The organism is Tabrizicola caldifontis, from assembly GCF_004762095.1.
Classification (GTDB): Bacteria; Pseudomonadota; Alphaproteobacteria; order Rhodobacterales; family Rhodobacteraceae; genus Tabrizicola; species Tabrizicola caldifontis.
Genome location: NZ_SIJH01000005.1, coordinates 23514 through 46616, shown reverse-complemented (window position 1 = coordinate 46616; position 23103 = coordinate 23514). Strand labels below are relative to the sequence as shown.

General features: G+C 67.3%; 26 protein-coding genes. 16 read left to right on the top strand and 10 right to left on the bottom strand.

The window, feature by feature from the left end; all coding sequences use genetic code 11:
* Positions 1-63: 63 nt before the first annotated feature.
* Entirely contained in the window at positions 64-2238 is a 2175-nt protein-coding gene (locus EYB42_RS05335; protein ID WP_135448981.1) for a primosomal protein N', read from the bottom strand.
* A 132-nt stretch (positions 2239-2370) separates the two neighbouring features.
* Between EYB42_RS05335 and fsa the strand changes: the two genes are divergently transcribed.
* The 4 genes from fsa to EYB42_RS05315 all read left to right on the top strand — a co-directional run bounded on the left by fsa (position 2371) and on the right by EYB42_RS05315 (position 5704).
* The gene (gene fsa / locus EYB42_RS05330) at positions 2371-3024 is read left to right on the top strand and encodes a fructose-6-phosphate aldolase (RefSeq protein ID WP_135448834.1); all 654 of its coding nucleotides are present in this window, start codon (positions 2371-2373) and stop codon (positions 3022-3024) included.
* 301 nt (positions 3025-3325) lie between these two features.
* Positions 3326-4024: a DUF484 family protein gene (locus EYB42_RS05325; RefSeq protein WP_135448833.1), complete on the top strand. Its 699-nt coding sequence runs from the start codon at positions 3326-3328 to the stop codon at positions 4022-4024.
* Entirely contained in the window at positions 4021-4944 is a 924-nt protein-coding gene (locus EYB42_RS05320) for a tyrosine recombinase XerC (RefSeq protein ID WP_135448980.1), read from the top strand. Before EYB42_RS05325 ends, EYB42_RS05320 begins: the two co-directional genes overlap by 4 nt.
* A 55-nt stretch (positions 4945-4999) precedes the next feature.
* Positions 5000-5704, top strand: a complete 705-nt coding sequence (locus EYB42_RS05315; protein WP_135448979.1) for a CDP-alcohol phosphatidyltransferase family protein — start codon at positions 5000-5002, stop codon at positions 5702-5704.
* 10 nt (positions 5705-5714) lie between these two features.
* On the opposite strand, the gene EYB42_RS05310 is transcribed toward EYB42_RS05315, so the two are convergent.
* Positions 5715-6374 (bottom strand): ImuA family protein, encoded by a 660-nt coding sequence (locus EYB42_RS05310; RefSeq protein ID WP_240783986.1) that lies wholly within the window; start codon positions 6372-6374, stop codon positions 5715-5717.
* 71 nt (positions 6375-6445) lie between these two features.
* Between EYB42_RS05310 and EYB42_RS05305 the strand changes: the two genes are divergently transcribed.
* Genes EYB42_RS05305 through EYB42_RS05295 form a run of 3 tightly spaced genes read left to right on the top strand, consistent with a single transcriptional unit; the run spans position 6446 to position 8627 of the window.
* Positions 6446-7486, top strand: coding sequence for an aldo/keto reductase (locus tag EYB42_RS05305; protein WP_135448831.1), 1041 nt, complete (start codon positions 6446-6448; stop codon positions 7484-7486).
* A gap of 59 nt (positions 7487-7545) precedes the next feature.
* Positions 7546-8139, top strand: a complete 594-nt coding sequence (locus tag EYB42_RS05300) for a hypothetical protein (RefSeq protein ID WP_135448830.1) — start codon at positions 7546-7548, stop codon at positions 8137-8139.
* Positions 8136-8627: a lipocalin family protein gene (locus EYB42_RS05295; RefSeq protein ID WP_449342965.1), complete on the top strand. Its 492-nt coding sequence runs from the start codon at positions 8136-8138 to the stop codon at positions 8625-8627. Before EYB42_RS05300 ends, EYB42_RS05295 begins: the two co-directional genes overlap by 4 nt.
* A gap of 74 nt (positions 8628-8701) precedes the next feature.
* On the opposite strand, the gene EYB42_RS05290 is transcribed toward EYB42_RS05295, so the two are convergent.
* Positions 8702-9568 (bottom strand): helix-turn-helix domain-containing protein, encoded by an 867-nt coding sequence (locus EYB42_RS05290; RefSeq protein ID WP_135448828.1) that lies wholly within the window; start codon positions 9566-9568, stop codon positions 8702-8704.
* A 109-nt stretch (positions 9569-9677) separates the two neighbouring features.
* Here EYB42_RS05290 and EYB42_RS05285 point away from each other — a divergent pair, with 109 nt between their 5' ends.
* Positions 9678-10670 (top strand): fatty acid desaturase, encoded by a 993-nt coding sequence (locus tag EYB42_RS05285; RefSeq protein ID WP_346763298.1) that lies wholly within the window; start codon positions 9678-9680, stop codon positions 10668-10670.
* Here the strand turns inward: EYB42_RS05285 and EYB42_RS05280 are convergent.
* Complete coding sequence (locus EYB42_RS05280; protein WP_135448826.1) at positions 10590-11198, bottom strand: NUDIX hydrolase; 609 nt, start codon at positions 11196-11198, stop codon at positions 10590-10592. The genes EYB42_RS05285 and EYB42_RS05280 overlap by 81 nt on opposite strands.
* Positions 11191-11607: a DUF983 domain-containing protein gene (locus EYB42_RS05275; RefSeq protein ID WP_135448825.1), complete on the bottom strand. Its 417-nt coding sequence runs from the start codon at positions 11605-11607 to the stop codon at positions 11191-11193. Before EYB42_RS05275 ends, EYB42_RS05280 begins: the two co-directional genes overlap by 8 nt.
* Before the next feature lie 149 nt (positions 11608-11756).
* Between EYB42_RS05275 and EYB42_RS05270 the strand changes: the two genes are divergently transcribed.
* The 4 genes from EYB42_RS05270 to EYB42_RS05255 are packed head-to-tail and all read left to right on the top strand — an operon-like array spanning position 11757 to position 13757.
* Entirely contained in the window at positions 11757-12299 is a 543-nt protein-coding gene (locus EYB42_RS05270) for an EF-hand domain-containing protein (RefSeq protein ID WP_167850934.1), read from the top strand.
* 44 nt (positions 12300-12343) lie between these two features.
* A complete protein-coding gene (locus EYB42_RS05265; RefSeq protein ID WP_135448823.1) occupies positions 12344-12952 on the top strand; it encodes an RNA polymerase sigma factor in 609 nt (202 codons plus the stop codon).
* Positions 12942-13280, top strand: coding sequence for a dihydroorotate dehydrogenase (locus tag EYB42_RS05260; RefSeq protein WP_135448822.1), 339 nt, complete (start codon positions 12942-12944; stop codon positions 13278-13280). The genes EYB42_RS05265 and EYB42_RS05260 overlap by 11 nt, the downstream gene beginning before the upstream one ends.
* Positions 13281-13283: 3 nt before the next feature.
* Positions 13284-13757, top strand: coding sequence for a periplasmic heavy metal sensor (locus tag EYB42_RS05255; RefSeq protein ID WP_135448821.1), 474 nt, complete (start codon positions 13284-13286; stop codon positions 13755-13757).
* A 4-nt stretch (positions 13758-13761) separates the two neighbouring features.
* Here the strand turns inward: EYB42_RS05255 and EYB42_RS05250 are convergent, their stop codons facing one another.
* Positions 13762-15147: a diguanylate cyclase gene (locus EYB42_RS05250; RefSeq protein ID WP_135448978.1), complete on the bottom strand. Its 1386-nt coding sequence runs from the start codon at positions 15145-15147 to the stop codon at positions 13762-13764.
* Between the two features lie 128 nt (positions 15148-15275).
* On the opposite strand from EYB42_RS05250, the gene EYB42_RS05245 reads away from it, so the two are divergent.
* The 3 genes from EYB42_RS05245 (at position 15276) to EYB42_RS05235 (ending at position 17926) form a co-directional block, all read left to right on the top strand.
* Positions 15276-15560: a DUF3572 domain-containing protein gene (locus tag EYB42_RS05245; RefSeq protein ID WP_135448820.1), complete on the top strand. Its 285-nt coding sequence runs from the start codon at positions 15276-15278 to the stop codon at positions 15558-15560.
* Positions 15561-15574: 14 nt separating this feature from the next.
* Positions 15575-16267 carry an HAD family hydrolase gene (locus EYB42_RS05240; RefSeq protein ID WP_135448819.1) on the top strand — a complete coding sequence of 231 codons (693 nt, stop codon included), beginning with the start codon at positions 15575-15577 and terminating at the stop codon, positions 16265-16267.
* 102 nt (positions 16268-16369) lie between these two features.
* Complete coding sequence (locus EYB42_RS05235) at positions 16370-17926, top strand: trimethylamine methyltransferase family protein (RefSeq protein WP_135448818.1); 1557 nt, start codon at positions 16370-16372, stop codon at positions 17924-17926.
* Between the two features lie 9 nt (positions 17927-17935).
* On the opposite strand, the gene EYB42_RS05230 is transcribed toward EYB42_RS05235, so the two are convergent.
* The gene (locus tag EYB42_RS05230; RefSeq protein WP_135448817.1) at positions 17936-18634 is read right to left on the bottom strand and encodes an SDR family oxidoreductase; all 699 of its coding nucleotides are present in this window, start codon (positions 18632-18634) and stop codon (positions 17936-17938) included.
* Positions 18635-18764: 130 nt separating this feature from the next.
* Between EYB42_RS05230 and EYB42_RS05225 the strand changes: the two genes are divergently transcribed.
* Entirely contained in the window at positions 18765-19799 is a 1035-nt protein-coding gene (locus EYB42_RS05225; RefSeq protein WP_135448816.1) for a LacI family DNA-binding transcriptional regulator, read from the top strand.
* A gap of 91 nt (positions 19800-19890) precedes the next feature.
* Here EYB42_RS05225 and EYB42_RS05220 read toward each other — a convergent pair whose 3' ends face one another.
* From EYB42_RS05220 to EYB42_RS05210, 3 genes are read right to left on the bottom strand one after another with little or no spacing between them, the layout of a single operon-like run.
* Positions 19891-21033, bottom strand: coding sequence for a Gfo/Idh/MocA family protein (locus EYB42_RS05220; RefSeq protein WP_135448815.1), 1143 nt, complete (start codon positions 21031-21033; stop codon positions 19891-19893).
* 10 nt (positions 21034-21043) lie between these two features.
* Positions 21044-21934, bottom strand: a complete 891-nt coding sequence (locus EYB42_RS05215; RefSeq protein ID WP_135448814.1) for a TIM barrel protein — start codon at positions 21932-21934, stop codon at positions 21044-21046.
* Positions 21935-21941: 7 nt separating this feature from the next.
* Positions 21942-23057, bottom strand: a complete 1116-nt coding sequence (locus tag EYB42_RS05210) for a Gfo/Idh/MocA family protein (RefSeq protein ID WP_205909958.1) — start codon at positions 23055-23057, stop codon at positions 21942-21944.
* Positions 23058-23103 lie beyond the last annotated feature (46 nt).

Genomic DNA, 23103 nt, shown 5'->3' with positions numbered 1-23103 from the left:
CGTGGAATTCTGCACCGTTCCGTGACCCGGCGGGGCTGCTGGATCGCCCCGGAATCCGACCCCTCACAAGAAACTCTGCGGATCGATGTCCACCGCCAGCCGCAGATCCCTCGGCACCCTGACCTGCGCCAGCCACTCCGCCAGCGCCGCCTGCAACGGGGCCCCCTTCCCGGCCTTCACCAGAAGCCGCACCCGGTGCCGCCCCCGCACGCGGGCGATAGGGGCCGGAGCAGGCCCCCAGACCTCGGCCCCGATCCGGCGCAGCGGCTCGGCCCGCCGTGCGAGCTCCGCCCCGAAATCGAACACCTGCGCGAGGTCGGTCGAGGACAGGATGATCCCCGCCATCCGGCCATAGGGCGGCACGCCCGAGGCGCGGCGCTCGGCCGCCTCGGCCCGCCAGAAGGCTTCCTCGTCGCCCCCGAGGATCGCGCGGATCACCGGATGGTCGGGCTGATGCGTCTGTAGCCAGGCCTCGCCCTTCCGGTCCGCCGTCCGCCCCGCCCGGCCCGCGACCTGCCGCATCAGCTGGAAGGTCCGCTCTGCCGCGCGCAGGTCGGACCCCTGCAAACCCAAATCCGCGTCGATCACGCCGACCAGCGTCAGGAGCGGAAAGTTGTGCCCCTTGGCCACGATCTGCGTGCCGATGATGATATCCGCCCCGCCCCCCGAAATCTCGGCGATCTTCTCCTTCAGCGCCCGCGCCGACCCGAACAGGTCCGACGAAAGCACCGCTACCCGCGCGTCCGGGAACCGCGCCGCCACCTCCTCGGCCAGCCGCTCCACGCCCGGCCCCACGGCGGCCATCCGGCCCTCCACCCCGCAGGCAGGACAGGCCACCGGCACCGGCTTCGTCGCGCCGCACTGGTGGCAGACCAGCCGCTTCTGGAACCGGTGTTCGACCATCCGGGCATCGCACTGGTCGCAGCCCACCTGATGCCCGCAGGCCCGGCACAGCGTCACGGGCGCGAACCCGCGACGGTTCAGGAACAGAAGCGCCTGTTCCCCCCGCGCCACAACCGCGCCGACCTTCCCGGCCAGGGTCTCGGAAATCCAGCGGTCCGCCGGCAGCTTCTCGGTCCGCATGTCGATCGCCCGAATCTCGGGCATCTCCGCCGCGCCGAACCGGCTGCCAAGGTCCAGCCGCCGATACTTCCCCGCCTCGACGTTGGCCCAGGTCTCCAGGGACGGCGTGGCGCTGGCCAGCACCACCGGGCAGCCGCAGATCGCCGCCCGCAGGACGGCCATGTCGCGGGCGTTGTAAAGGACGCCATCCTCCTGCTTGTAGGAGGTGTCGTGTTCCTCATCGACCACGATCAACCCCAGGTCCCGGAACGGCAGGAACAGGGCGGACCGGGCACCGACGACCAGCCCCGCCTCGCCCTCGGCTGCCATTCGCCAGAGCCGGCGACGCTCGGTCATGGTGACGCCGGAATGCCACTCGGCCGGCCGCGCGCCGAAGCGGGCCTTGACGCGGGTCAGGAACTCGGCGGTCAGCGCGATTTCCGGCAGAAGGACAAGCGCCTGCCGCCCCCGGCGCAGACATTCGGCCACCGCCTCCAGATAGACCTCGGTCTTGCCCGACCCGGTGACGCCCTTCAGAAGCGTCGCCGCATAGTCCCCGCGCGCGACATCGGCGACCAAGGCATCCCCCGCCGCCACCTGATCGCCCTGAAGCCGCATCCCCACATCGGCGCGCAAGCGAGGATAGGGCGTGTCGCGGGGGGCGTCCTCCTCGGCCACCACGCCCAGCTTCACCAGCCCCTTGATGACGCTTGCCCCGCAACCCGCGGCGACGGCCAGCTCTCCCAGCGTGACCGGCGCGCCGCCATAGTCGCGCAGGGCCTCGATCACCCGGTGGCGCGCCTCGGTCAGCTGGTTCGGGACCGGCCCGGCCAGCCGATAGACCCGCCGCGTGGACGGCGGATCGCCCAGGCCAGGGGCGCGAGTGGCAAGCCGCAGCATGGCCGGCAAGGGGGTCAGCGTGTAGTCGGCCGCACGGGAAAGGAAGGCGCGCAGTTCCGCCCGCATCGGCCGGGCGTCCAGAACTCGGGTCACCGGGCGGATCTTGGCGGGGTCGAAGCCGCCTTCCCCCGGCCCCCAGACCACGCCCATGACCCGGCGGGGCCCCAGCGGCACCTCGACGAAATCCCCGTCGCCGCAGCCGCCCTCGGGCGCGCGATAGTCCAGCGTGCGCCCCCCCAACGCCCCGCCCAGGGCTTCGGTGATCAGCACCCCCACCAGGTCGCCCGCCCGATAGACCCGTTCGCCCAAGCTGCAACCTTTCGCTTTCCCGAGGTTTCGGGTAAACCGCCCCCCGAGAGCATTCAACCCCCGCGCGGCACCTGCCGCAACCGCCTCACGGAGAACCCCATGAAATTCTTCATCGACACCGCCGACGTAGACGCGATCCGCGAGCTGCACGATCTCGGCATGGTGGATGGCGTGACCACCAACCCCTCGCTGATCCTGAAATCGGGCCGCGACATCCTCGAAGTCACGAAAGAGATCTGCTCCTTTGTCACCGGCCCCGTCTCGGCCGAGGTCGTGGCGATGAAGGCCGACGAGATGATCGCCGAGGGCCGGAAACTCGCCGCCATCGCCCCGAACATCGCGGTGAAGGTGCCGCTGACGTGGGACGGGCTGAAGGCCTGCAAGGTGCTGTCCTCGGAAGGCTTCATGGTGAACGTCACACTCTGCTTCAGCGCGAATCAGGCGCTGCTGGCCGCCAAGGCGGGGGCGACCTTCATTTCGCCCTTCATCGGGCGGCTGGACGACATCAACCTCGACGGGCTGGACCTGATCGGCGACATCCGCACGATCTACGACAACTACGACTTCAAGACCCAGGTTCTGGCGGCGTCGGTACGGACGCCGAACCACGTCAAGGACTGCGCCCTTATCGGCGCCGATGTCGTCACCGCGCCCCCTTCCGTCATCAAGGCAATGGCAAGCCATGTGCTGACGGACAAGGGCCTCGACCAGTTCATGAAGGACTGGGCTAAGACGGGCCAGAAGATCCTGTAAGCGCACAAGCGGGCCCGCGAACCGGCCGAAGGGTGCGGTGCAGGCTGCGCTGCACCGCCACCAGCCCCATGCGCCTGGCATGCCCCACCTGGGCGGAGAGGATCCACCGCAAAACCCGTCGCGGAAGGTGCGTGGCGCGGGCTGCGGCCCCCCTGCATTTGTGCCTGCTGTTCGGCAGGGTATGCGCGGGCCATGTTGCAGCGAACCCACAGCCGGGGCAGCGGGGGGCACAAACCCATCGCTTCGCACCGGAGCTTCGGCCTATAGTCCATGAAAGCGCATGGAAAAACCGGCGAGTGACATGATAGAGCCCGACCTTCGCGAGCGGATCCTTGCCCAACCCGACCGCGTTCTTGCCGACCGCGACGTGATGAATGCCCTGGTGGCAGCCAACGACCGCGCCATGGGGGAAAACATTGTCGATCTGCGCGGCATCGCTATGCGACGCCTGGAAGACAGGCTGGAAGACCTGGAGGACACGCACCGGTCCGTGATTGCCGCCGCCTATGAGAACCTGGCCGGCACGAACCAGGTGCACCGCGCGATCCTTTGCCTTCTCGAACCTGCCAGTTTCGAAGGCTTCATGGCCACGCTGGGGGACGAGGTGGCCCAGATCCTGCGGGTGGATGTGATCCGCCTGGTGCTTGAAACCGTTCAGGACAACGGCGATGCCGACCCTGCGCTCCGCCGGCTGGGCCAGATCGTCCATGTCGCCCCGCGGGGCTTCGTACACAACTACATGACCAACGGCCGCAAGGTCGCGTCCCGCCCCATTCTGCTCCGCCCTGCCACCGGCCTAGCAGCAACCGTCTACGGGCCGGATGCCGCCGACATCCGTTCGGAGGCGCTGATGCGGCTGGACTTCGGGGCTGGACGGCTGCCCGGAATGCTGGTCTTCGGCTCTCAGGATCCGCATCAGTTCAAGGCGCAGCATGGCACCGATCTGCTTGCCTTCTTTGTCGGTGTCTTCGAACGCATGATGCGGCGGTGGTTGGGCTGACCCCCTTCCTTGCCCCGGCGCTTGCCGCCGCGCTGGACGAGTGGCTGAGCCAGCTGCAAGCGTTGCAGGGGGCATCCGCCAACACGGTCGAGGCCTACCGGCACGACGTGTCACGCTATCTTTCCTTTCTGGCGCGGCACCGGGGCGGCGCCGAAGGGCTGGCAGGGGTTGCGGCCACCACGCAGTCCGACCTGCGCGCCTGGATGGCCGAAGAGCGCGGGCGCGGCCTTTCGCCCCGCTCGCTGGCCCGGGCCCTGTCCGCCGTAAAGGGATTTACCGCCTGGGCCGCCGACAGGACCGGGGCCGACGCAACCACGGTCCTGTCCGCCCGAGGCCCGAAATTCCGCCGGAAACTGCCTCGGCCGCTGACGGAAGACGGCGCCGCCCTGATGCTGACCGAGATCGGCAGCGACGCGCGCGAGGATTGGGTCGCCGCCCGCGACACCGCCGTAGCGACCTTGCTTTACGGCCTGGGACTACGTATTTCCGAAGCCCTTTCGCTGACCGGGGCGGACCATCCGCTGCCGCCAACCCTGCGCATCACCGGCAAGGGCGGCAAGACCCGGATCGTGCCGGTAGTCCCGGTCGCCGCAGCCGCGGTTTCGGCCTATGTGCGGCTGTGTCCCTTCGATCTGGCGCCGGGCGAGGCGCTGTTCCGCGGCGCCCGCGGCGGCCCGGTCAATCCCCGGCTGATCCAGGCCGCTATGGAACGTGCCCGCCTGCGCCTGGGCCTGCCTGCCACAGCCACGCCCCATGCCCTGCGCCACAGCTTCGCGACCCACCTTCTGTCTGCCGGAGGCGACCTGCGCGCGATCCAGGAACTTCTGGGCCATGCCTCGCTGTCCACCACTCAGGCCTATACCGCGGTGGATGCCGCCCGGCTGATGGCGGTCTATGAAAAAGTCCATCCCCGCGCCTGACAGGGCGCCCGATCCTGTTGCGCCATGGCGCGATATCGGCCATCAAGACGTGATGATGAGCCCGCGTCTCAAAGCCCTATCTGTGCATCTGCTTACTGCCACAGGCGCCGTGCTGGCAATGTTTGCCATGCTGGCTGCCGTGCGTGAGGACTGGAGCATGATGTTCCTCTGGCTGGTCGTCGCGCTGATCGTCGACGGGATCGATGGCCCGCTGGCGCGACGCTACCATGTGAAGACCAACTGGCCGACGTATGACGGCGTCCTGATGGATCTGATCGTGGATTACCTGACCTACGTTTTCATTCCAGCCTTCGCGCTTTTCCAGTCCGGCCTGCTACCCGGCTGGACGGGCTGGCTTGCGATCATCGTGATCTGCTACGGCAGCGTCGTCTATTTCGCCGACACCCGGATGAAGACCAAGGACAAGAGCTTTGCTGGATTTCCGGCCTGCTGGAACATGGTGGTGCTTGTGCTTTTCGCCACCCAGCCCAGCCAGACGGTGATCCTTCTGGTGGTGATCTTCCTGACCGCGGCCATGTTCACCAACCTCAAGTTCATCCATCCGGTCAGGACGAGCCGCTGGTATGAAATCTCGCTGACGGTCTGCATCGCATGGATCGCCCTTGCCGCCTGGGCCGCATGGTGGAACTTCGAGGAAGGTCCGGTTGCGCAATGGCTTCTGGTTCTGACCTCGCTTTACCTGATGCTTGCCGGCATCGTGCAGCAGATTGTCCCCGAAGGTATCCGCCGCGTGCGCTGAGCAACGGGCATCAGCTGGCAGAGGACAGCGTCTCCAACACCTCGTCCCCGTCGCGTCTGGCCAGCCGCCAGGCGGCGGGGGGCGCAAGACGGGCGCGCAGGCGCGTCAGGGTCCAGCGCGCCTCGTCCGACCACAACAGCGCGGGGCTGGGCGCCGGGGCCAGGTGCCAGCGGCTTTCCACCCCCGGCGCCCCACCCTCGCCCGGCAGCAGGATCAGCCCCAGGGGCGCATGCGCACCGTCGCGGCCCGCCGCCTCGCCCCCTGCGGCAGCGGCAAGGTGCAGCCGGCGGATCGGCGTCAGGCCCGGCGGCGCTGCCAGTTCGGCCACGACCAGGGGCGCGGCGCCCGAACGCAATGCCTCCTCCATGGCCCATAACAGGCCCTCGTCCCGCGGGGCTTCGACCAGAATCAGCCGCGCAGGGTTGGCCAGGGGCTGCAAACCAGCCGCGTTCAGCCGTTCGGTCCCCCAGGCCGGGCGGATCCAGACCACCGGCCCGTCGCTGCGCGCCATCACCCCCGCCGCCAGCCGCACCCGGGACGGCCCGCAGAATTCATGCACCCGCCCCCGGCGCAGCGCCAGGTCGCCCGCCAGCGGTTGCAGGTCCTGCGGGCGCGGTGCAACCAGATGGTGGATCGGCAGACTCATGCGGAAAGGGTAGTACGTTCGCATTATGTTCTCAAGTCCGGGCCTTTGCCCCGTGACATATCCGGCCTAGCTTGGGCGAGTAGAATGGAGGCAAGATGAAGACCCTGACCCTTGGCAAGACCGGCCTGACGGTTTCCGAACTGTGTCTCGGCACGATGACCTGGGGCACGCAGAACACGGAAGCCGAGGGCCACGCCCAGGCCGATCTGGCGCTGGATCACGGCGTGACCTTCTGGGACACGGCCGAGATGTATCCGGTAAACCCGGTGCGGGCCGAAACGGTGGGCCGCACGGAAGAAATCATCGGTAGCTGGCTTGCCGCGCGCGGCGGGCGCGACCGGCTGGTGATCGCAACCAAGATCGCGGGCAAGGGCCAGATCATCCGCCCCGGCCAGCCGATCACCGGCGCAACACTGCGGGCCGCCTGCGAGGCCAGCCTCAAACGCCTGCGGACCGACTACATCGACCTTTACCAGCTGCACTGGCCGAACCGGGGCAGCTATCACTTCCGCCAGATGTGGCGCTATGCCCCGACCGGCATAGACAAGGCCGCCGAAACGGCGAACATGACTGATATCCTGACCACGGCGCAGGCTCTGGTGGCGGAAGGCAAGATCCGGGCGATCGGCCTGTCGAACGAAAGCGTCTGGGGGGCGGCGCGCTGGCTGCACCTGGCCGACAGCCTTGGCCTGCCGCGCATGGCGACGGTGCAGAACGAATATTCGCTGCTGTGCCGGCAGTTCGACACCGACTGGGCCGAGCTCTCCATCGTCGAGGACATGCCGCTTCTGGCCTTCTCGCCCCTGGCAACGGGCCTGTTGTCGGGCAAGTACGCCGGAGACGTGATCCCCGAAGGCTCGCGCCGCAGCGTGAACCCTGATCTTGGCGGACGGGTCACGCCGCAGGTCTTTCCCGCCGTGGCGGCCTATCTGGGGATCGCAGGGCGCCACGGGCTGGATCCCTGCCAGATGGCGATTGCCTTCTGCCGGACACGGCCCTTCACCACCATCCCGATCATCGGAGCTACGACGCTGGATCAGTTGCGCACCAATATCGGCGCCGCAGGGATCACACTTTCGTCAGAGGTGCTGGAGGAAATCGCGGAAACCCACCGTGCCTTCCCGGCGCCCTACTGACGGGGCTTGCGGCACGGGCCGGATCGGGGCACATCTCGGACGCGACCCGAAGGAGCGCGATGCCCCGTCCGACCCGACCTGTGCTTTTCCGCCTGATGCTGGCCCTTGGCCTGTCGCTTGTGGTGCAGGGGTGCCAGCTGTCGCCGCCGGGCGGGGGCGGGCAGTCGGCCGATGTGACACCGAACGCGGTGACCGGCGGCGCGATCGAGGTCACCGCACTGGATGACAGCCAGACCGCAGGTTCCGCGGTGCAGACACAGGCCAGTGCCGCTGTGACCGGACCCGGTCCCGCGTCCAGCCCGCAACCGGCAGCGTCGGCCGCCCCGGCAGACACCCCTGCATCCGCCCCCCCGCCCACCGCGGCGGATATGACCCTGCCCGAACCAGTGGCCGAAGTGCCAGAAATCCAGAAGTCAGAGGCCCAGTTGGCCTGCGAAAGGCGCAAGGGGCGCTGGGTGCCCATCGGCATAACCGGCCAGTTGCGAACCTGCGTCTTCTCGACGGGGGATGCGGGCAGGCAATGCAGCCGAAGCAGCCAGTGCGAGGGCGCCTGCCTGGCCAGGTCGGGCACATGCGCACCGTTCAAGCCGCTGATCGGCTGCCACGAGGTGCTGCTGGACAACGGGATGCGGGCGACAGAATGCATCGAGTGATCCCTGCCCTGCTGGCGGCCCTGATGCTGGCTGCCTGCGTAACCTCACCGCAGCGGGTTGCGGGTTTCCGTCAGGCCGATGTGCCGATCTGGTCAGCCGCCGCCTTTGCGCCCGATCGGATTGCCGGAAGGTGGCAGCAGGTGGCGGGATATGCCGTCCGGCCGGGCGGATGTGCCTCAGGCGAGCTGGAGGTGATACCCGCAGCAGGGGGCTACGCGCTGCGCGGAACATTGTGTCTGGACGGCAAGACTCAGCCGGTCGCTGCCTTGGCCCGCCCGGTAGGGCCCGGGCGGCTGGCTGTCGAGGGGCAGGAGGTCTGGTGGGTGCTGTGGGTCGACTCGGGCTACCGGACTTTGGCGATCGGCACGCCGTCGGGCCGGTTCGGTTTCGTGCTGGACCGGGGCACGATTTCGCCCGACCGGCTGAGCGCCGCGCGCGAGATATTCGAGTTCAACGGCTATGTGCCTGGCGGCTTGCGCCCGTTCTGACGCATTCGGGCGTACTTGCCCATCTATCGGCCGATCCTGTCCGAGGTCGGCCAGGACAGGCCGTCAGGGCTGGATCAGCGACTCTCGCCCACCCGCGCGCAAAGCGCATCAAGATGCGCGGGCATGTCGCGCGCACCGACATCTGCCTCGCGCACCAGAAGGTCGAAATGCTGGGTGATCGTCTCGACCCGAGCCGTGTCGCGGAACGCAAGATAATGCCCACCAAGGTAGATCACCGCCAGAAGCGGGCCGAAGATGGTGACGGGGGCGGAAAACAGCTTGCGCGCATCGAACAGGCACAGGCGAAGCGACGGATAAAGCTGTGCGCAAAGCGTCTGCAGATGTCGCAGCTGTGCGAGGCGCAGGTCAGCAGACAGCCCCTCGTAATAGCCGGTGCCCGTGGCAAATGCCCTAAGTTCATGAACGGGCAGCGCGATTTCGTAATCTGACCCAGCGCCACGCATCCAGGCAAGGCGATCCTCGAAGGCGCCGATCGCCTGTTCGGCGGTGCGCCCCAGCTGCGGCTCGTATTCCCATTCCACCACGCCGCGGATCTTCAGCATGTCGGGCAGCGTGGCGGGCACATGGCGGATCTTGTAGCCCGCCGCTTCCTGATGCCAGGCGAAGATGCGTTCGTCGATCAACGCACGCGGCGCCTCGGTCAGGGTCAGCGATGCGGCCAGCAGGTCGGCGATGGGCTCGGGCCGGCCTGACAGGCCCAGCAGCCAGTCGGCACTGATTCCCAGTGCGCGCGCGCAGTCCGCGGCAAGCTGGGCGTTCGGCAGGCGCGTGCCCGGCTGCAACAGGGCCGAGATGGTGGACCGGTCCACCCCGGTTGCGCGGGCAAGTGCAGCCTGGGTGATGCCGCGCGCGGCCATCGCCTCGGCCAAACGGGCGCGAAAGACGGGGGCACGATCGCGCTTGTCTATTTTATCCATCATGCGTTTGTTTATAGCATCACGCGTCGCCTTTGGTAGACAATATCCCGAATTCCGCTCCATCGGGGGCTTTGCTACCCTTGACGCCAGAGTCATATTTCCGGGGATCATCTTGCAGACTGCGACCCGGGCCGTCGAATGGCCCACCCTGATCGTCTTTGCCGCCACCTATGCGCTTTGGGCGCTGGCCAGCACCGTGCTGTGGCAGCTGTCACCCACCCTTGCCATCCTGGCTGCCGCACTGGCCATCGGGCAGTTTTCCTCGCTGACGCACGAGGTGCTGCACGGCCACCCGTTCCGCAACCAGACACTGTCCGAGGCGCTGGTCTTTCCGGGGTTGACGTTCTTCGTGCCTTACCTGCGGTTCAAGGACACGCATCTACAGCACCACTTCGACCCAGCGCTGACCGACCCCTATGACGACCCTGAATCGAACTACCTCGATCCGGCGGTGTGGGCGCGGCTGCCGATGCCGGTGCGAGCTCTGCTGCGTTTCAACAACACGCTGGCCGGGCGCATGCTGGTCGGCCCGGCGATTTCCACCTGGGCGCTGGTCACGGGCGATCTGGCGGCAATGCGCCGCGGCGACCGGCGGGTCTGGCTGGCCTGGGCGCTGCATGTGCCAGGTGTGGCACTGGTGCTTCTGTGGCTGGCCTGGGTGCCGATGCCGGTTTGGGCGTGGCTGGTCGCGGCCTATCTGGGCTGGAGCCTGCTGAAGATCCGCACCTACCTGGAACACCGCGCGCACGAGGCGGCCCGGGCGCGGACCGTCATAATCGAAAGCCGTGGCCCGCTTTCGCTTCTGTTCCTGAATAACAATTTCCATGTTGTCCACCACATGCACCCGAACGTGCCGTGGTATCGCCTGCCAGGGATGTATTTCGCCAACCGCGAACATTACCTGCGGCGAAACGAAGGCTACCGCTACCGGAACTATGCCGAGATCTTCCGCCAGTATTTGTTCCGCGCCAAGGATCCGGTGCCGCACCCGATCTGGCCGGTGGACAAGGGCGGCGCCGTGACGTCAGACGAGACGCCGGAACTGCGGCGTGGGGCCAGAGTTGTCGAAGAACGGCACACCGGGCTGATCGCCTCCGGCCAATAGGGCGGCAACCTCTGCCAGCACCACCTCGGTCACGAAGGGCAGGTCCAGTGCGCGGGCCTGCGCCAGAGGCAACCAACCAAGATGCGAAAGTTCGCCCGAGGCGGCAGCGAAATCCTCGGGGTCGCCGTCCAGGTCATCGGCATCGGCCAAGAGGAAACGCGCATCAAAGCGGCGCGGACGGCCGGGCGGTGTGATCGCGCGGAACACGAAACGCAGGCCGCCCTGGCGCGGGCCGGAAAGGCGCAATCCGGTTTCCTCGCGCAGTTCGCGCAGGGCGGCGGCGACGGTAACATCCGGGGCGGGGGCGTCCTCGGGCGTCAGCAGCGCAAGGCGGCGGGCGCAGTCCACTGCCAGCCAGCCGCGCTGCGGCGCAGTGTGATCCTCCGGGTCGATCCCGCCACCGGGAAAGACGAATTTCGACGGCATGAACACCGCCCCGGCCCCACGCTGGCCCATCAGGACCTGCGGACCCTCATGACCCCTGAGCGTCAGAATCACGGTAGCCGCGGGGCGGATCGGTTCAGACATCGGGGCTGGAACCGAAACCGTGCATCCGCTTGGCCCATTGCAACGCCACCATCGCCCCCTTCAGCCGCGGCAGAAGATACAGCGACAGCGCGACGGTGCCCACGGTGAAGATCGCGGCCAGCGTCAGAGGCTCGGGCCGCCAGGTGGTGAAGACCACCATCAGGAGGGGCGCCATCAGGTGGCCGACGATCAGAATCGTCAGATAGGCAGGCCCGTCGTCGGCGCGGTGGTGGTGCAGGGCCTCGCCACAGACCGGGCAGGTATCGCGCACGGTCAGATAGCCGCGCAGCATGGGCCCCGCCCCGCATTTCGGACAACGCCGCCGCCAGCCACGCAACAGGGCAGTGCGGACGGGGCGATCATCCTCCAACGCAGGAAAGACAGGGACGGCAGTATCGACAGGGCACATCGGACGGACTTTCGCAAAGGCGGGACTCGCCCCGCCGGACAGGGCCGGGACATTAGCGCCGCGGGCAGGGCAGGGAAAAGGGGGCAGTCGGCCCCTGTGTCCCGATGTCGCAAAGATTTGCGACGGAATGGCGGAAGCCGGACGTGAGAATGCGCAGAAGGGCCCTGGAAAGCGGCCTGGAAATGGAGATGACCATGCCTGCACGAACCAAGACCACCCTTGTTGCGCTTGCCCTGATCGGGTCAGCCGTCGCCACGGCCGCGCTGGCCGACATGGGGCCAGGCCGCGGCCCCGGCCCTGGCGCGATGCTTCTGCAGATGTTCGACGGGATCGACACGGACGGCGACGGCAAGATTTCGCCGACAGAACTGGCCGCCCACCGCGAGGCGATGTTCACCGCGGCCGATGCGAACGGCGACGGGGTTCTGGACCGCGACGAGATCGCGGCGCACCAGATGGCCATGATGACCGAACGCATGGGCCAGCGTGCCGACCGGATGCTGCAACGGCGCGACGTCACCGGCGACGGCAGACTTTCGCTGGAGGAAATGGGCAAGGGCCCAGCCGAAATGGCCTTTTCGCGTCTCGATAGCGATGGTGACGGGCTGATCTCGAAAGAGGAACTCGAGGCCGCCGGCCAACGGATGGGCAAGAAGCGCAAGCAGGGCATGATGGGCCACGACTGGAACTGATCGGGCTTTGTCCCGGCCACCGGACAGGCTAGACCCCTTGCAGCATGACAATGGCCTATGATGCGGACAGCGACACCTCGGACGAGGCACTGATGGTGCTCTATGCGAATGGAGACCGTCACGCGGCACTGGCTTTGACCCAGCGCATCACCCCCCGCATCCTGGCCTATGCCGTGCGGATGCTGGGTGGCGACCGGGCCGAGGCCGAGGATGTGGTGCAGGAAACCATGCTGCGGCTGTGGCGCGTGGCGCGCGACTGGCGGCAAGGCGAGACGAAGGTGACGACCTGGGCCTATCGGGTCGCCACGAACCTGTGCATCGACCGGCAGCGGTCGGTGCGGCGGAAGGGGCAGGTGGGGCTTGACGCCGCGCCAGAGCCCGTGGACGGGGCGCCAAGCCCCGACGGACGGCTTCAGGATGCCCGCCGACTGGCCGCGCTTGAGGCGGCACTGGCCGGACTGCCCGACCGGCAGCGTCAGGCCGTGGTGCTGCGGCATATCGAGGGGCTTTCGAACCCCGAGATCGCCGCCGTGATGGAGATCGGGGTCGAGGCTGTGGAAAGCCTGACTGCGCGGGGCAAGAGGGCCTTGTCCAATGCACTTGCAGGGCAGAAATCGGCGCTGGGATATGAGGATGACCGCGATGCGGGATAGGGATCTGGATGATCTGCTGGACATGGCCGCCCGAACGCGGCCCAAGCCCTCGCCAGGACTGATGGACCGGGTTCTGGCCGATGCGCTCGGCGAACAGGTACTGGCACCGGTCATGATGCAAGACGCGCCGCGGGTGGGCTGGCTTGCGCGCCTCGCTCAGGCCTTCGGCGGCGGTCCGGTCCTGGCCGGGGTGTGTTCCTTCCTGATCGTGGGCCTTGTGGTCGGCTACCTCGACCCCGCGACAGTCGACTACCTGACCGGCGGGGTCGCCTCAGCCGAGACGGTGGACCTGTTCCCTTCGACCGACTTCCTGATGACGGAGGGCTGAGTCATGGCAAAGCCGGCAGAAGGCATTGGCGCATCACGCTGGATCAAGATTGCGCTGGCGATTTCGGTGGCGCTAAACCTGACGGTTGCGGGCCTGGCGCTTGGGGCCTGGGTCAGGGAAGGCCCACCTCGCGACCGGATGCCGCGCGATCTGTCCTTCGGGCCGTTCAGCGAAGCGCTGGATGCGCAGGACCGCCGCGCCCTTCGCAAGGCGTTGCAGGACCGTGCCCCCGGCTTCCGCGAGGCAAGGGCGGCGACGCAAGAGGAATTCGCCACACTGCTTGTGGCCCTTCGCACCAGCCCGTTCGATGCCGACGCCATGCAGGCCGCGCTGGCGGCCATCGAGGTGCGTATGGCCGACCGGCTGGCCCTTGGCCGCGAGCTGATCGCGCGGCGGCTTCTGGAAATGTCGGATGCCCAGCGTCGTGCCTTTGCCGACCGGCTGGAAAAGGGCCTGCGCCGACGGTCCGGGAACTGAGATGTCAGGCGGCTGACAGGCGATAGGTGACCTGGTTGCGCCCTGCCCCCTTGGAATCAAGCAAGGCCAGGTCGGCCTGTTCCACCACCTTCTCGGCAGCGATGGGCTGATGCAGCCGCGGGTTCGCCGCCGCCACACCGATCGAAACCGTGACCGAAAGGCGCTGCCGCGAGGCCAGCCGGACAGGCAGTTCCTCGACCGCCTCGCACAGACGTTCGGCCACACGCCGGGCCTCGGCCATCGAGCAGTCGGGCAGAGCGACCAGGAACTCCTCCCCGCCGATGCGGGCCAGCAGATCGGTGGATCGCAGATTGGCCGTCAGCCGACGCGCGACCTCGACCAGAACCTGGTCGCCTGCGGCATGGCCATGCTGGTCATTGACCAGCTTGAAGCGGTCAAGGTCGATCACCATCACCGCAAAGGGGCTGCCGGTGTCGGCAGCGGCGGCGGCGATGGCCTCAAGCTGCGGCATGGCGTGGCGGCGGTTGTAAAGCCCGGTCAGCGGATCGACGAGCGCAAGGCGCAGGCTGTCCTGCATGCGGGCACGTTGCCGGTCGCCCTGACGCTTGCGCCGCACCAGGCTGCTGGTGCGCAAGGCCAGTTCTGCAGGCGTGACGTTCGGGCCCACCACATCATCGGCGCCCAGATCGAAGGCCATCGCCGCATCGTCCCCCTCGCCGACCGGGCCAAGGACACAGACAGCGGAATGCCGCGTGGCCTGGTGGCTTTTCAGTTCGGACAGGAAGCGCAGCGCACCCGCCTCGTCGCTTCCGTCATCGCGCACGATGAACACATCCGGCACGCTGGCACCCGCGGGAAACTGTGCCGCCTCGGCCAGGGCCTGTGGCCGCGACAGCACCCGCAGGCGGCCGCGAAGGACGCCTGACAGCTCCCGTTGCAGGCGCCGCGCCTCGTCGATCCGGGACGAGACCAGCGCAACGCTGGCCGCAGGCTCGAACTTTGCCGCCGGTTCGGCAAGACCGGGGATCGGCGTCCCGCCGGCCGGGAAATCGTTGTCAGCCCTTGCGCGCAGCAGGTTGCGCACCCTCGCAAGCAAGACCTGATCGGCAGCAGGCTTCACGATCACATCGTCCGCCCCGGCAGAAAATGCGGCCAGACGTTCCCCCGCGTCCTGGGTGGCGGTAAGCACGATGACAGGAATCGCGGCGGTGCGCGGATCGGCGCGCAGACGGCGCAGAACCTCATGGCCAGGGATGTCGGGCAGGACCAGATCAAGCAGGATGAGATCCGGCCGCTGTTCGACGGCAGCGGTCAGGCAAGCTGCGCCATCGGCAGCCAGGATCGGCTCATAGAATGCCGCAGCCAACCGCGCCTTGTACAGGATGCGATTGGTCGCCACGTCATCGACTATGAGAACCCGCCCGCTCATCATCCGCTGCCACGACTCCTTCCCCAGACAGTGAACAGTGTGTTACCGAGGTGGTTAAGAAATCCTTTCCAAAGCCCCTGTGGCGGCCGGAATACCGGCCCAGGCAAAACGAAAACGCAGGACACCGCGTGAATAACCGACAGGACTCTGCGCAACTGCTCGCTATCCGGGCACTTGCCTGGCTGGCCTCCGACGAGGTGCTGATCCGCGAATTCCTGACGGCAACCGGAGCCGGCCCGGACGATCTGCGCGCGCGCGCCGCAGATGCGGACTTTCATCTGGCGATTCTCGATTTCCTGCTGATGGACGATCGGCGGGTGATGGCTTTCTGTGACGCGCATTCGCTCCCATATACGGAACCGCAGGCGGCCCGGGCCGCGCTGCCGGGCGGCGCGGTGCCGCACTGGACCTGAACTGTAGGGTGCCCATGATCGACGGACTGCTTTTCGACAAGGACGGGACGCTGTTCGACTTTCGCGTCAGCTGGGGCCGCTGGGCCGCCGGCTTTCTGGCCGACCTGGCGCGAGATGCCGACCATGCCCGGAGCCTGGGCCAAGCCATCGGCTTTGACGCCGCCACGCTGACCTTTGCCCCCGACAGTCCGGTGATTGCCGCCACCGCCGCGGACATCGCCGCGGCCCTGGCCCCGGAGCTGGGCGGGATATCGGTCGCCGAGCTGACCGAGCGGATCGACACCACCGCCGGCGCAGCCCCCATGTCGGAAGCGGTGCCCCTGCGTCCGCTGCTGTCCGGGCTGCGGTCGCGTGGCCTTCGGCTGGGTCTGGCCACCAACGATTCCGAGGCCCCCGCGCGCCAGCACCTGGCTGCCCACGGAATCACCGAATGCTTCGACTTCATCTCGGGCTACGATTCCGGCCATGGCGCCAAGCCCGGCCCGGGGATGTGCCTCGCCTTCGCCCACGGCCTCGGTCTGCAGCCGGCGCGGGTGGCGATGGTGGGCGACAGCCGCCACGACCTTCAGGCGGGCCGGGCGGCGGGGATGCGCACCGTTGCGGTGCTGACCGGTATCGCAAAAGCCCCCGAGCTGGCCGATCTGGCCGACGTGATCCTGCCCGATATCGGCGCACTGCCCGGCTGGCTGGACGCACAGGCCGCCTGAACCCTCGCCCATTGTCCGAAAACGACGCTTTTGTGTCGCACGCATGGTTCCCATGCCGCTGCGGCTTCCGCCATCCTCGCCGCAAGACAAGGGAGAAGGGCGATGAACCAGGAGCCGACCCGCAGGAAACGCGCCGGAGGACGTGCGGGGATGCAGACCCGCGCGGGAACGGCGGTAATCGACCAGATGCCCTGGCGCATCCCGGTAAACCCGGACCGGCCCATCGAGCCGCTTGATGCCGAGGGTGTCCAGCGCATTCACAAGACCGCGATGCGCATCCTGTCCGAAATCGGGATCGAGTTCCTGAACCCCGATGCAGTGGACCATCTGCGCCGCGCCGGCTGCATCGTGAATGGCACCAACGTCCGCATGGACGAAGCCTTCGTGATGGAGATGGTCGGCCGAGCGCCCGAAAGCTTTACCATCACCCCGCGCAACCCGGACCGCGAGATCGTGATGGGCGGCAACCACATGGTCTTCGTCAACGTCTCTTCCCCACCCAACGCCTGGGACATGGAACGCGGCAAACGCTCTGGCGATTTCGAGACGTTCAAGGAATTCATGAAGCTGACGCAGTATTTCAACTGCATCCACATCGCCGGCGGCTATCCCGTAGAGCCGGTGGACATCCATGCCTCGGTCCGTCACCTGGATTGCCTGTATGAAAAGCTGACGCTGACCGACAAGGTCGTGCATGCCTATTCGCTGGGCGCCGAGAGGGTCGAGGACGTGATGGAAATGGTCCGCATCGCCGGTGGGCTGACGGACGACGAGTTCCGCGCCAGGCCACGGATGTATACCAACATCAACTCGGTCAGCCCGCTGAAGCACGACTATCCGATGCTGGATGGCGCAATGCGGCTGGCGCGGCGCGGGCAGCCCGTGGTGGTAACGCCCTTCACGCTGGCCGGCGCAATGGCACCGGTGACCATGGCCGGGGCGGTGGCCCTTTCGATTGCCGAGGCGCTGGCGGCGATCGCGCTGCTGGAATACATCGCGCCGGGCTGTCCGGTGGCGATCGGCACCTTCACCTCGAACGTGGACATGAAGTCGGGCGCCCCCGCATTCGGCACGCCCGAATACATGCGGGCAACGCAGATGACCGGCCAGCTGGTGCGGTTCTACGGCGTTCCGTTGCGATCGTCCGGCGTCTGCGCGGCGAACGTGCCGGACGGGCAAGCGATGTGGGAAACCTCGAACAGCCTGTGGGCTGCGGTGCAAAGCCGCACCAACATGGTCTATCACGCGGCCGGCTGGCTGGAAGGAGGGCTGATCGCCAGCCCCGAGAAGTTCGTGATGGACTGCGAAGTGCTGCAGATGATCCAGCGCTATTTCGAAGAGGCGACCTGGGCCACGACCGAGGCGGACCTTGCCTTCGACGCGATCCGCGAGGTCGGACCAGGCGGGCATTACTTCGGCGTCCAGCACACGCAGGACCGCTATCAGCACGCCTTCTATGCGCCCTTCGTCAGCGACTGGCGCAACTACGAAGCGTGGCAGGCGGACGGTTCGGTCTGGACGGTCGAACGGGCGCACCGCCTGTACAAGCAGATCCTGGCCGAGTTCCAGCCACCGCCCATGAATGGCGACCATCAGGAAGAGCTGCGCCAGTTCGTGGCGCGGCGCAAGCAGGAAGGCGGGGCACCGACCGATTTCTGAGGCGCCGGCTCAGACGTGGCGGGTCAGTCCGCCATCGACCCGCAGGGTCTGGCCGGTAACATAGCTCGAATCGTCAGTCAGCAGGAAGGCCGCGGCCTTGGCCTGTTCCTGCACGGTGGCGATCCGCTTCAGCGCGGCAAGGTGGGCATACTTGCCGACATCCAGGCTGTCTGTGAAACCTGGCGCCAGGCAGTTCATGCGGATGTTCTGCGGCCCGTAGCGGTCGGCGTAAAGCTTGGTGAAGGAAGAAACCGCCGCCCGGTAGGTGCAGGAGGCCGGGAACCAGAGCGAAGGCTCGAAGGCGGCGTAGGTCGTTACGTTGACGATGGACCCGCCGCCCTGCCGTTCCATCACCGGCGTGACAAGGCGCGCCATGCGCAGGACCGATTTCAGGATCATCTCATGGGCCAGATCCCAACCCTCGTCGGCGATTTCCAGCAGATCGCCCTTGGGCGGATGGCCGGTATGGTTCAGTACAGCGTCAATCCGCCCGTATGTGTGCAGCGCCAGATCGACGATGGCGGCAAGATCGGCTTCGCTCTGCGCCACCCCGCACCTGGCAACCCCGCCCAGTTCTGCCGCCAGCTTCAGGCAGTTCTCGGACGGCGACATCAGCACCACGGCATAGCCACGGGCGTGCATCTCGCGCGCAACGGCCGCGCCGATGCCGCGCCCGGCCCCGGTGACGATGCAGGTTCTTCTGGTCATGGCGCTTCCCCCGGTGCTGCGGGGTCAGAATGCCCCTGCGTGCAGCACGGAACAAGTGGCTGCGGCATTGCCCCCGGGGCCGCTGCGTGTAGACTGCGCCCCTCAGGACGGAACAGAACCGGGACGGCGCATGGCAGTTACGCTGAAGGATGTGGCGGAACGCGCGGGCGTGTCGCGATCGGCCGTGTCGCGCGCCTTCACGCCCGGCGCGTCGGTCTCGCCCCGGACAAGGGCCAGGATCGAGGCGGCGGCCGAGGCTCTGGGCTATGCGCCGAACGCACTGGCCTCGGCGCTGACCACCGGGCGGACCAAGCTGATCGGCCTCGTCGTCACCAATTTCCACAACCCCGCGATCCTTGAGGTGTTCGATCAGTTCACCCGCGGCCTTCAGGATCAGGGGCTGAGACCGCTGGTGGTGAACCTCAGCGCCGCGACAGATCCGGCAGGATCGGTGCGCATGTTGCGCCAGTATTCGGTGGATGGCGTGATCGTCGCATCATCCACCCTGCCGACCGATTTTGCCGCGGCGTTCCGGCAGGCGGGTATTCCGGTGGTCCATGCTTTCGGCCGCCCTTCGGAGGCGCCCGAGGTGCCAGTTGTCGGGATCGACAACATCGCCTGCGGAAGAATGGCCGCCGAGACGCTGATCGCAAGGGGGTATCGCAAGATCGGCTTTCTGGGCGGGCCGGAAGCGGCAAGTTCGACCCAGGACCGGGCAACCGGTTTCCTGGCCGCCCTCCGCGGCCAGCCCGGGATTGCTGTCAGCACCAGCTATGCCTCGGACTACACCTTCGACGCTGGCCGGGCCGAAATGCAGCGCCTTCTGGAAGGCGGCCCCGCCGAAGCCTATTTCTGCGGCGATGACCTGCTGGCCATCGGCGCACTCAGCGCCATCCGGGAGGCAGGCCTGTCAGTGCCCGGCGACATCGGGTTGATCGGGCTGAACGACATGGAAATGGCGCGGTGGCAGATCATCGGGCTGACCACGATCCGCCAGCCGATCGACCGGATCATTGCCGCCGCGATCAAGGCGGTTGCGGCCGCCATCGCCGACCCCGAGCACCCGGCAGAGGTGACGCTGTTTCCCTGCGAACTGATCGAACGCCAGACCCTGCGCTCGCTGGCACAAACGTCATCGCAGCCGCAACCGGTGCCTCGTCGATGACTTCGTCACTCCTCGCGCAGGTGCCGCGACGAGGAGACGGAGTCGAACGAGGAGCGGTCCGCTTTCAGCCGGGGCCCGGACCTACAAGCGTTCAACCGGCCTTGCGGAACATCGGCGGCCTGGCATCCGTCCAGGCTCCGCCCGCCCTTGCCGATGCCACCGCCGCATGCACGGCAGCCATCGAACGAACCCCGGCCGGTGCGGTCGGCAGGCCGTCACGCGCTGCGCCACGGATTGCGTCGGCAAGGTCGCAGTAGATATTCGCCACCGCCAGCGGAAAGCCCTCGGGGTGGGCGATGGCCACGCGGGACAGGCGTCTGGCATCCTCGTAAAGTCCGGCCTCGCCCTTTTCGATGATCTGCGTCCGCCCGCCGACCGGCGTGTAGTAAAGCTGGTTCGGCTGTTCCGAGGCCCAGCGCAGGCCCCCGGTTTCGCCGAAGATCTGGATGTCGAAGCCGTGCTGCCGCCCGATCGCGACCGACGAAGTCCAGAGCCGCCCGACCGTGCCGCGCGACATGCGGAAGTTCACCATCGCGTCATCCTCCAGCATGCGGGACGGGATGGTCGAGGCGAAATCGGCGGAAAGCTTTTCCACTTCGTCGTCGCAGATGAAGCTGGCCATGTGCAGCGCATGGATGCCGCAGTCGGCGAACTGGCCGGAAACGCCGGCCATCGCCGGGTCATACCGCCAGCGGACGCGGGGGTTCTCGGCATCGGTGGCGTCGCCGTGGTGGCCGTGGCTGAAATTAGTGACCACCAGCCTGACCTTGCCAATGTCGCCATTGCGCACCATGGCGCGGGCCTGGCGGACCATGGGATAGGCGGAATAGCAGTAGTTCACCGCGCAGATGCGGCCCGTCCGTTCCGCGACGCGGACGATTTCCTCGCCTTCCTCAACCGTCATCGTCATCGGCTTTTCGCAAAGGACGTGGAACCCTGCCTCGAGAAAGGCCTTGGTGATCTCGAAATGGGTGGCGTTCGGGGTGGCTACCGTCACCAGATCGCAGCGGTCCGGGCGGTTCCGTTCGCCTTCCAGCATCTCTCGCCAGTCGCCATAGGCGCGGTCGGGGGCGATGCCAAGGCGCTGGGCATAGTCGCGCCCCGCCTCGGGCCGGTGGTCGAGAGCGCCGGCAACAAAGGCGAAATGCCCGTCGGCCTGCGCACCCAGCCGATGCGCCGGACCGATCTGGCTGCCTTCGCCACCGCCGATCATGCCCCAGTTCAGTTTGCCCATGGTCGCCCCCTCAGAAGCCGATGGATTGCAGATATTCACGGTTCTTCCGCGCGTCGTCGATGGGGCTTACGTCCAGCGTCGGGTCGCAGTCCTGTTCGACCGTGCACCATCCCTGGAAGCCCGCGTCCAACAGGATCTGGCGAATGGCGGGAAAGTCCACGTCCCCCTGCCCGAGGTTGCAGAAGATGCCTTGGCCGCAGGCGTCGTAGAACCCGGTGCCTTTCGCGATCACATCGGCCTTCACCTTCGGGTCGATGTCCTTGAAATGCATGTAGGAAATCCGCCCGATATGGCGGCGCATGAAGGCCACCGGGTCGAAGCCGGCGTAGGAATGATGGCCGGTGTCGAAGCAGATCTTCAGGATCTTCTCGTCCACCTCTTCCAGCAGCTGCTCCAGCTCCGGCTCGAAGTCGATGAAACCGGCGGCATGGGCGTGGATCCCGACGGTCAGGCCATAATCCTCGGCCCCCATCTTCGCCACGGTGGCGATGCGGTCGCGGAAGGCGGCCCATTCGGCGGGGCCCATCTGTTCGGCCGCATCGGGACGGCCGGCAGTCGGAGCGCGGCGGGGGGAAATGGAGTCGATCAGCACCAGATGCTGCGCACCATGCGCGGTCAGCGCCTTGCAGGTGCGGATGGCAGCGTCCATTACCTCGTCCCACCGGGCCGGGTCGTGGAAAGGTCGGAAGACCACGCCGCCAATCAGGGTAAGGTCGTGTTCCGCCAGCGCCTCGGCCAGGACCGCCGGATCTTCGGGCATGTAGCCGATGGGGCCAAGCTCAATCCCCTTGTAGCCGGCCTGCGCGCAGTCAGAAAGAACCTGCCGCCAAGGCGGGTTGCGCGGGTCGTCCGCGAATTCCACGCCCCAGGAGCAGGGCGCATTGCCGATACGGATGGTCATGGGATCCTCATGTGGGGGGAACGGCGAGCCAGCGCCCGCTGTCCGACGACTGGAAGGCGGTTTCGACGATCTGGGACACGGCAAGCCCGTCGCGGAAGGTGGGCCAGACGGGCTGACCGGTGTGGATCGCGGTCAGGAAATCGCGGGCCTCGATGATGATCTGGTCCTGGTAGCCTGTGCCGTGGCCGGGCCCCTGGCAGAAGGCGAGGAAGTCGGGATGTGCGGGGCCGGTCAGGATGCGGGTGAAGCCGCGCGTGGCCTCGGGCCCTTCGGCGCGATAGAGATGGACAGAGTTCTGATCCTCCTGGTCGAAGCGGATCGCGCCCTTCGTGCCGTGAATTTCATAGGCATAACCCATCTTCCGCCCCGTCGCCGTGCGGCTGATGTAAAGATGGCCCATAGCTCCGCTGGCAAAGCGCAGCATCATCTGGGCATGGTCGTCGTTCGTCACGGCCTCGGGTCCGTCCGGGCCAGGACGGGTGGCGTGCACCGTCTCGATCCGCGCCGACAATTCGGCGACGGGGCCCATGAGCGCCAGCATGCAGTTGATCGGATGGGGGGCAAGGTCGCCCATGCAACCATTCGCCCGATCCCGCGTGCGCCAGTTGGCAGGAAGCGAGGGATCGGCCAGGAAATCCTCGGTATGCTCGCCACGGAACCAGGTGATGTCACCGATGGCGCCCTCGGCCAGCAGCCGGCGCACGAACTGTGTCGCAGGCGTGCGGACGTAGTTGAAGCCGATCATGTTCGGCAGACCGCTGGCCTCGGCCGCTGCGACCATGGCCCGAGCATCTTCAAGCGAGGCGCCCAGAGGCTTTTCGCAGAACACCGGCTTGCCGGCGGCGAAGGCGGCCTCGGCAATCGCGCGGTGCGTGGACTGAGGCGAGGCGATGACCACCGCCTGCACTTTCGGATCGGCAACCAGATCCTGCCAGTCACGGGCAGCGCGAGCGAAGCCATAGGCCTTTGCGTAGCGTTCTGCCGAGGCCAGGCTGGTCGCCGCGATCACCTCCAGCCGTGGGCGCAGCGCGGTGTCGAAGACCGCACCCACCGCCGACAGCGCCACGGCATGGGCCTTGCCCATGTAACCCCCGCCGACCAGCCCGATTCCGATTTCCGCCATCGTTCCCCCCCCCCCAAGACCAGTATTGCAACCGGTTGCAAAAGCT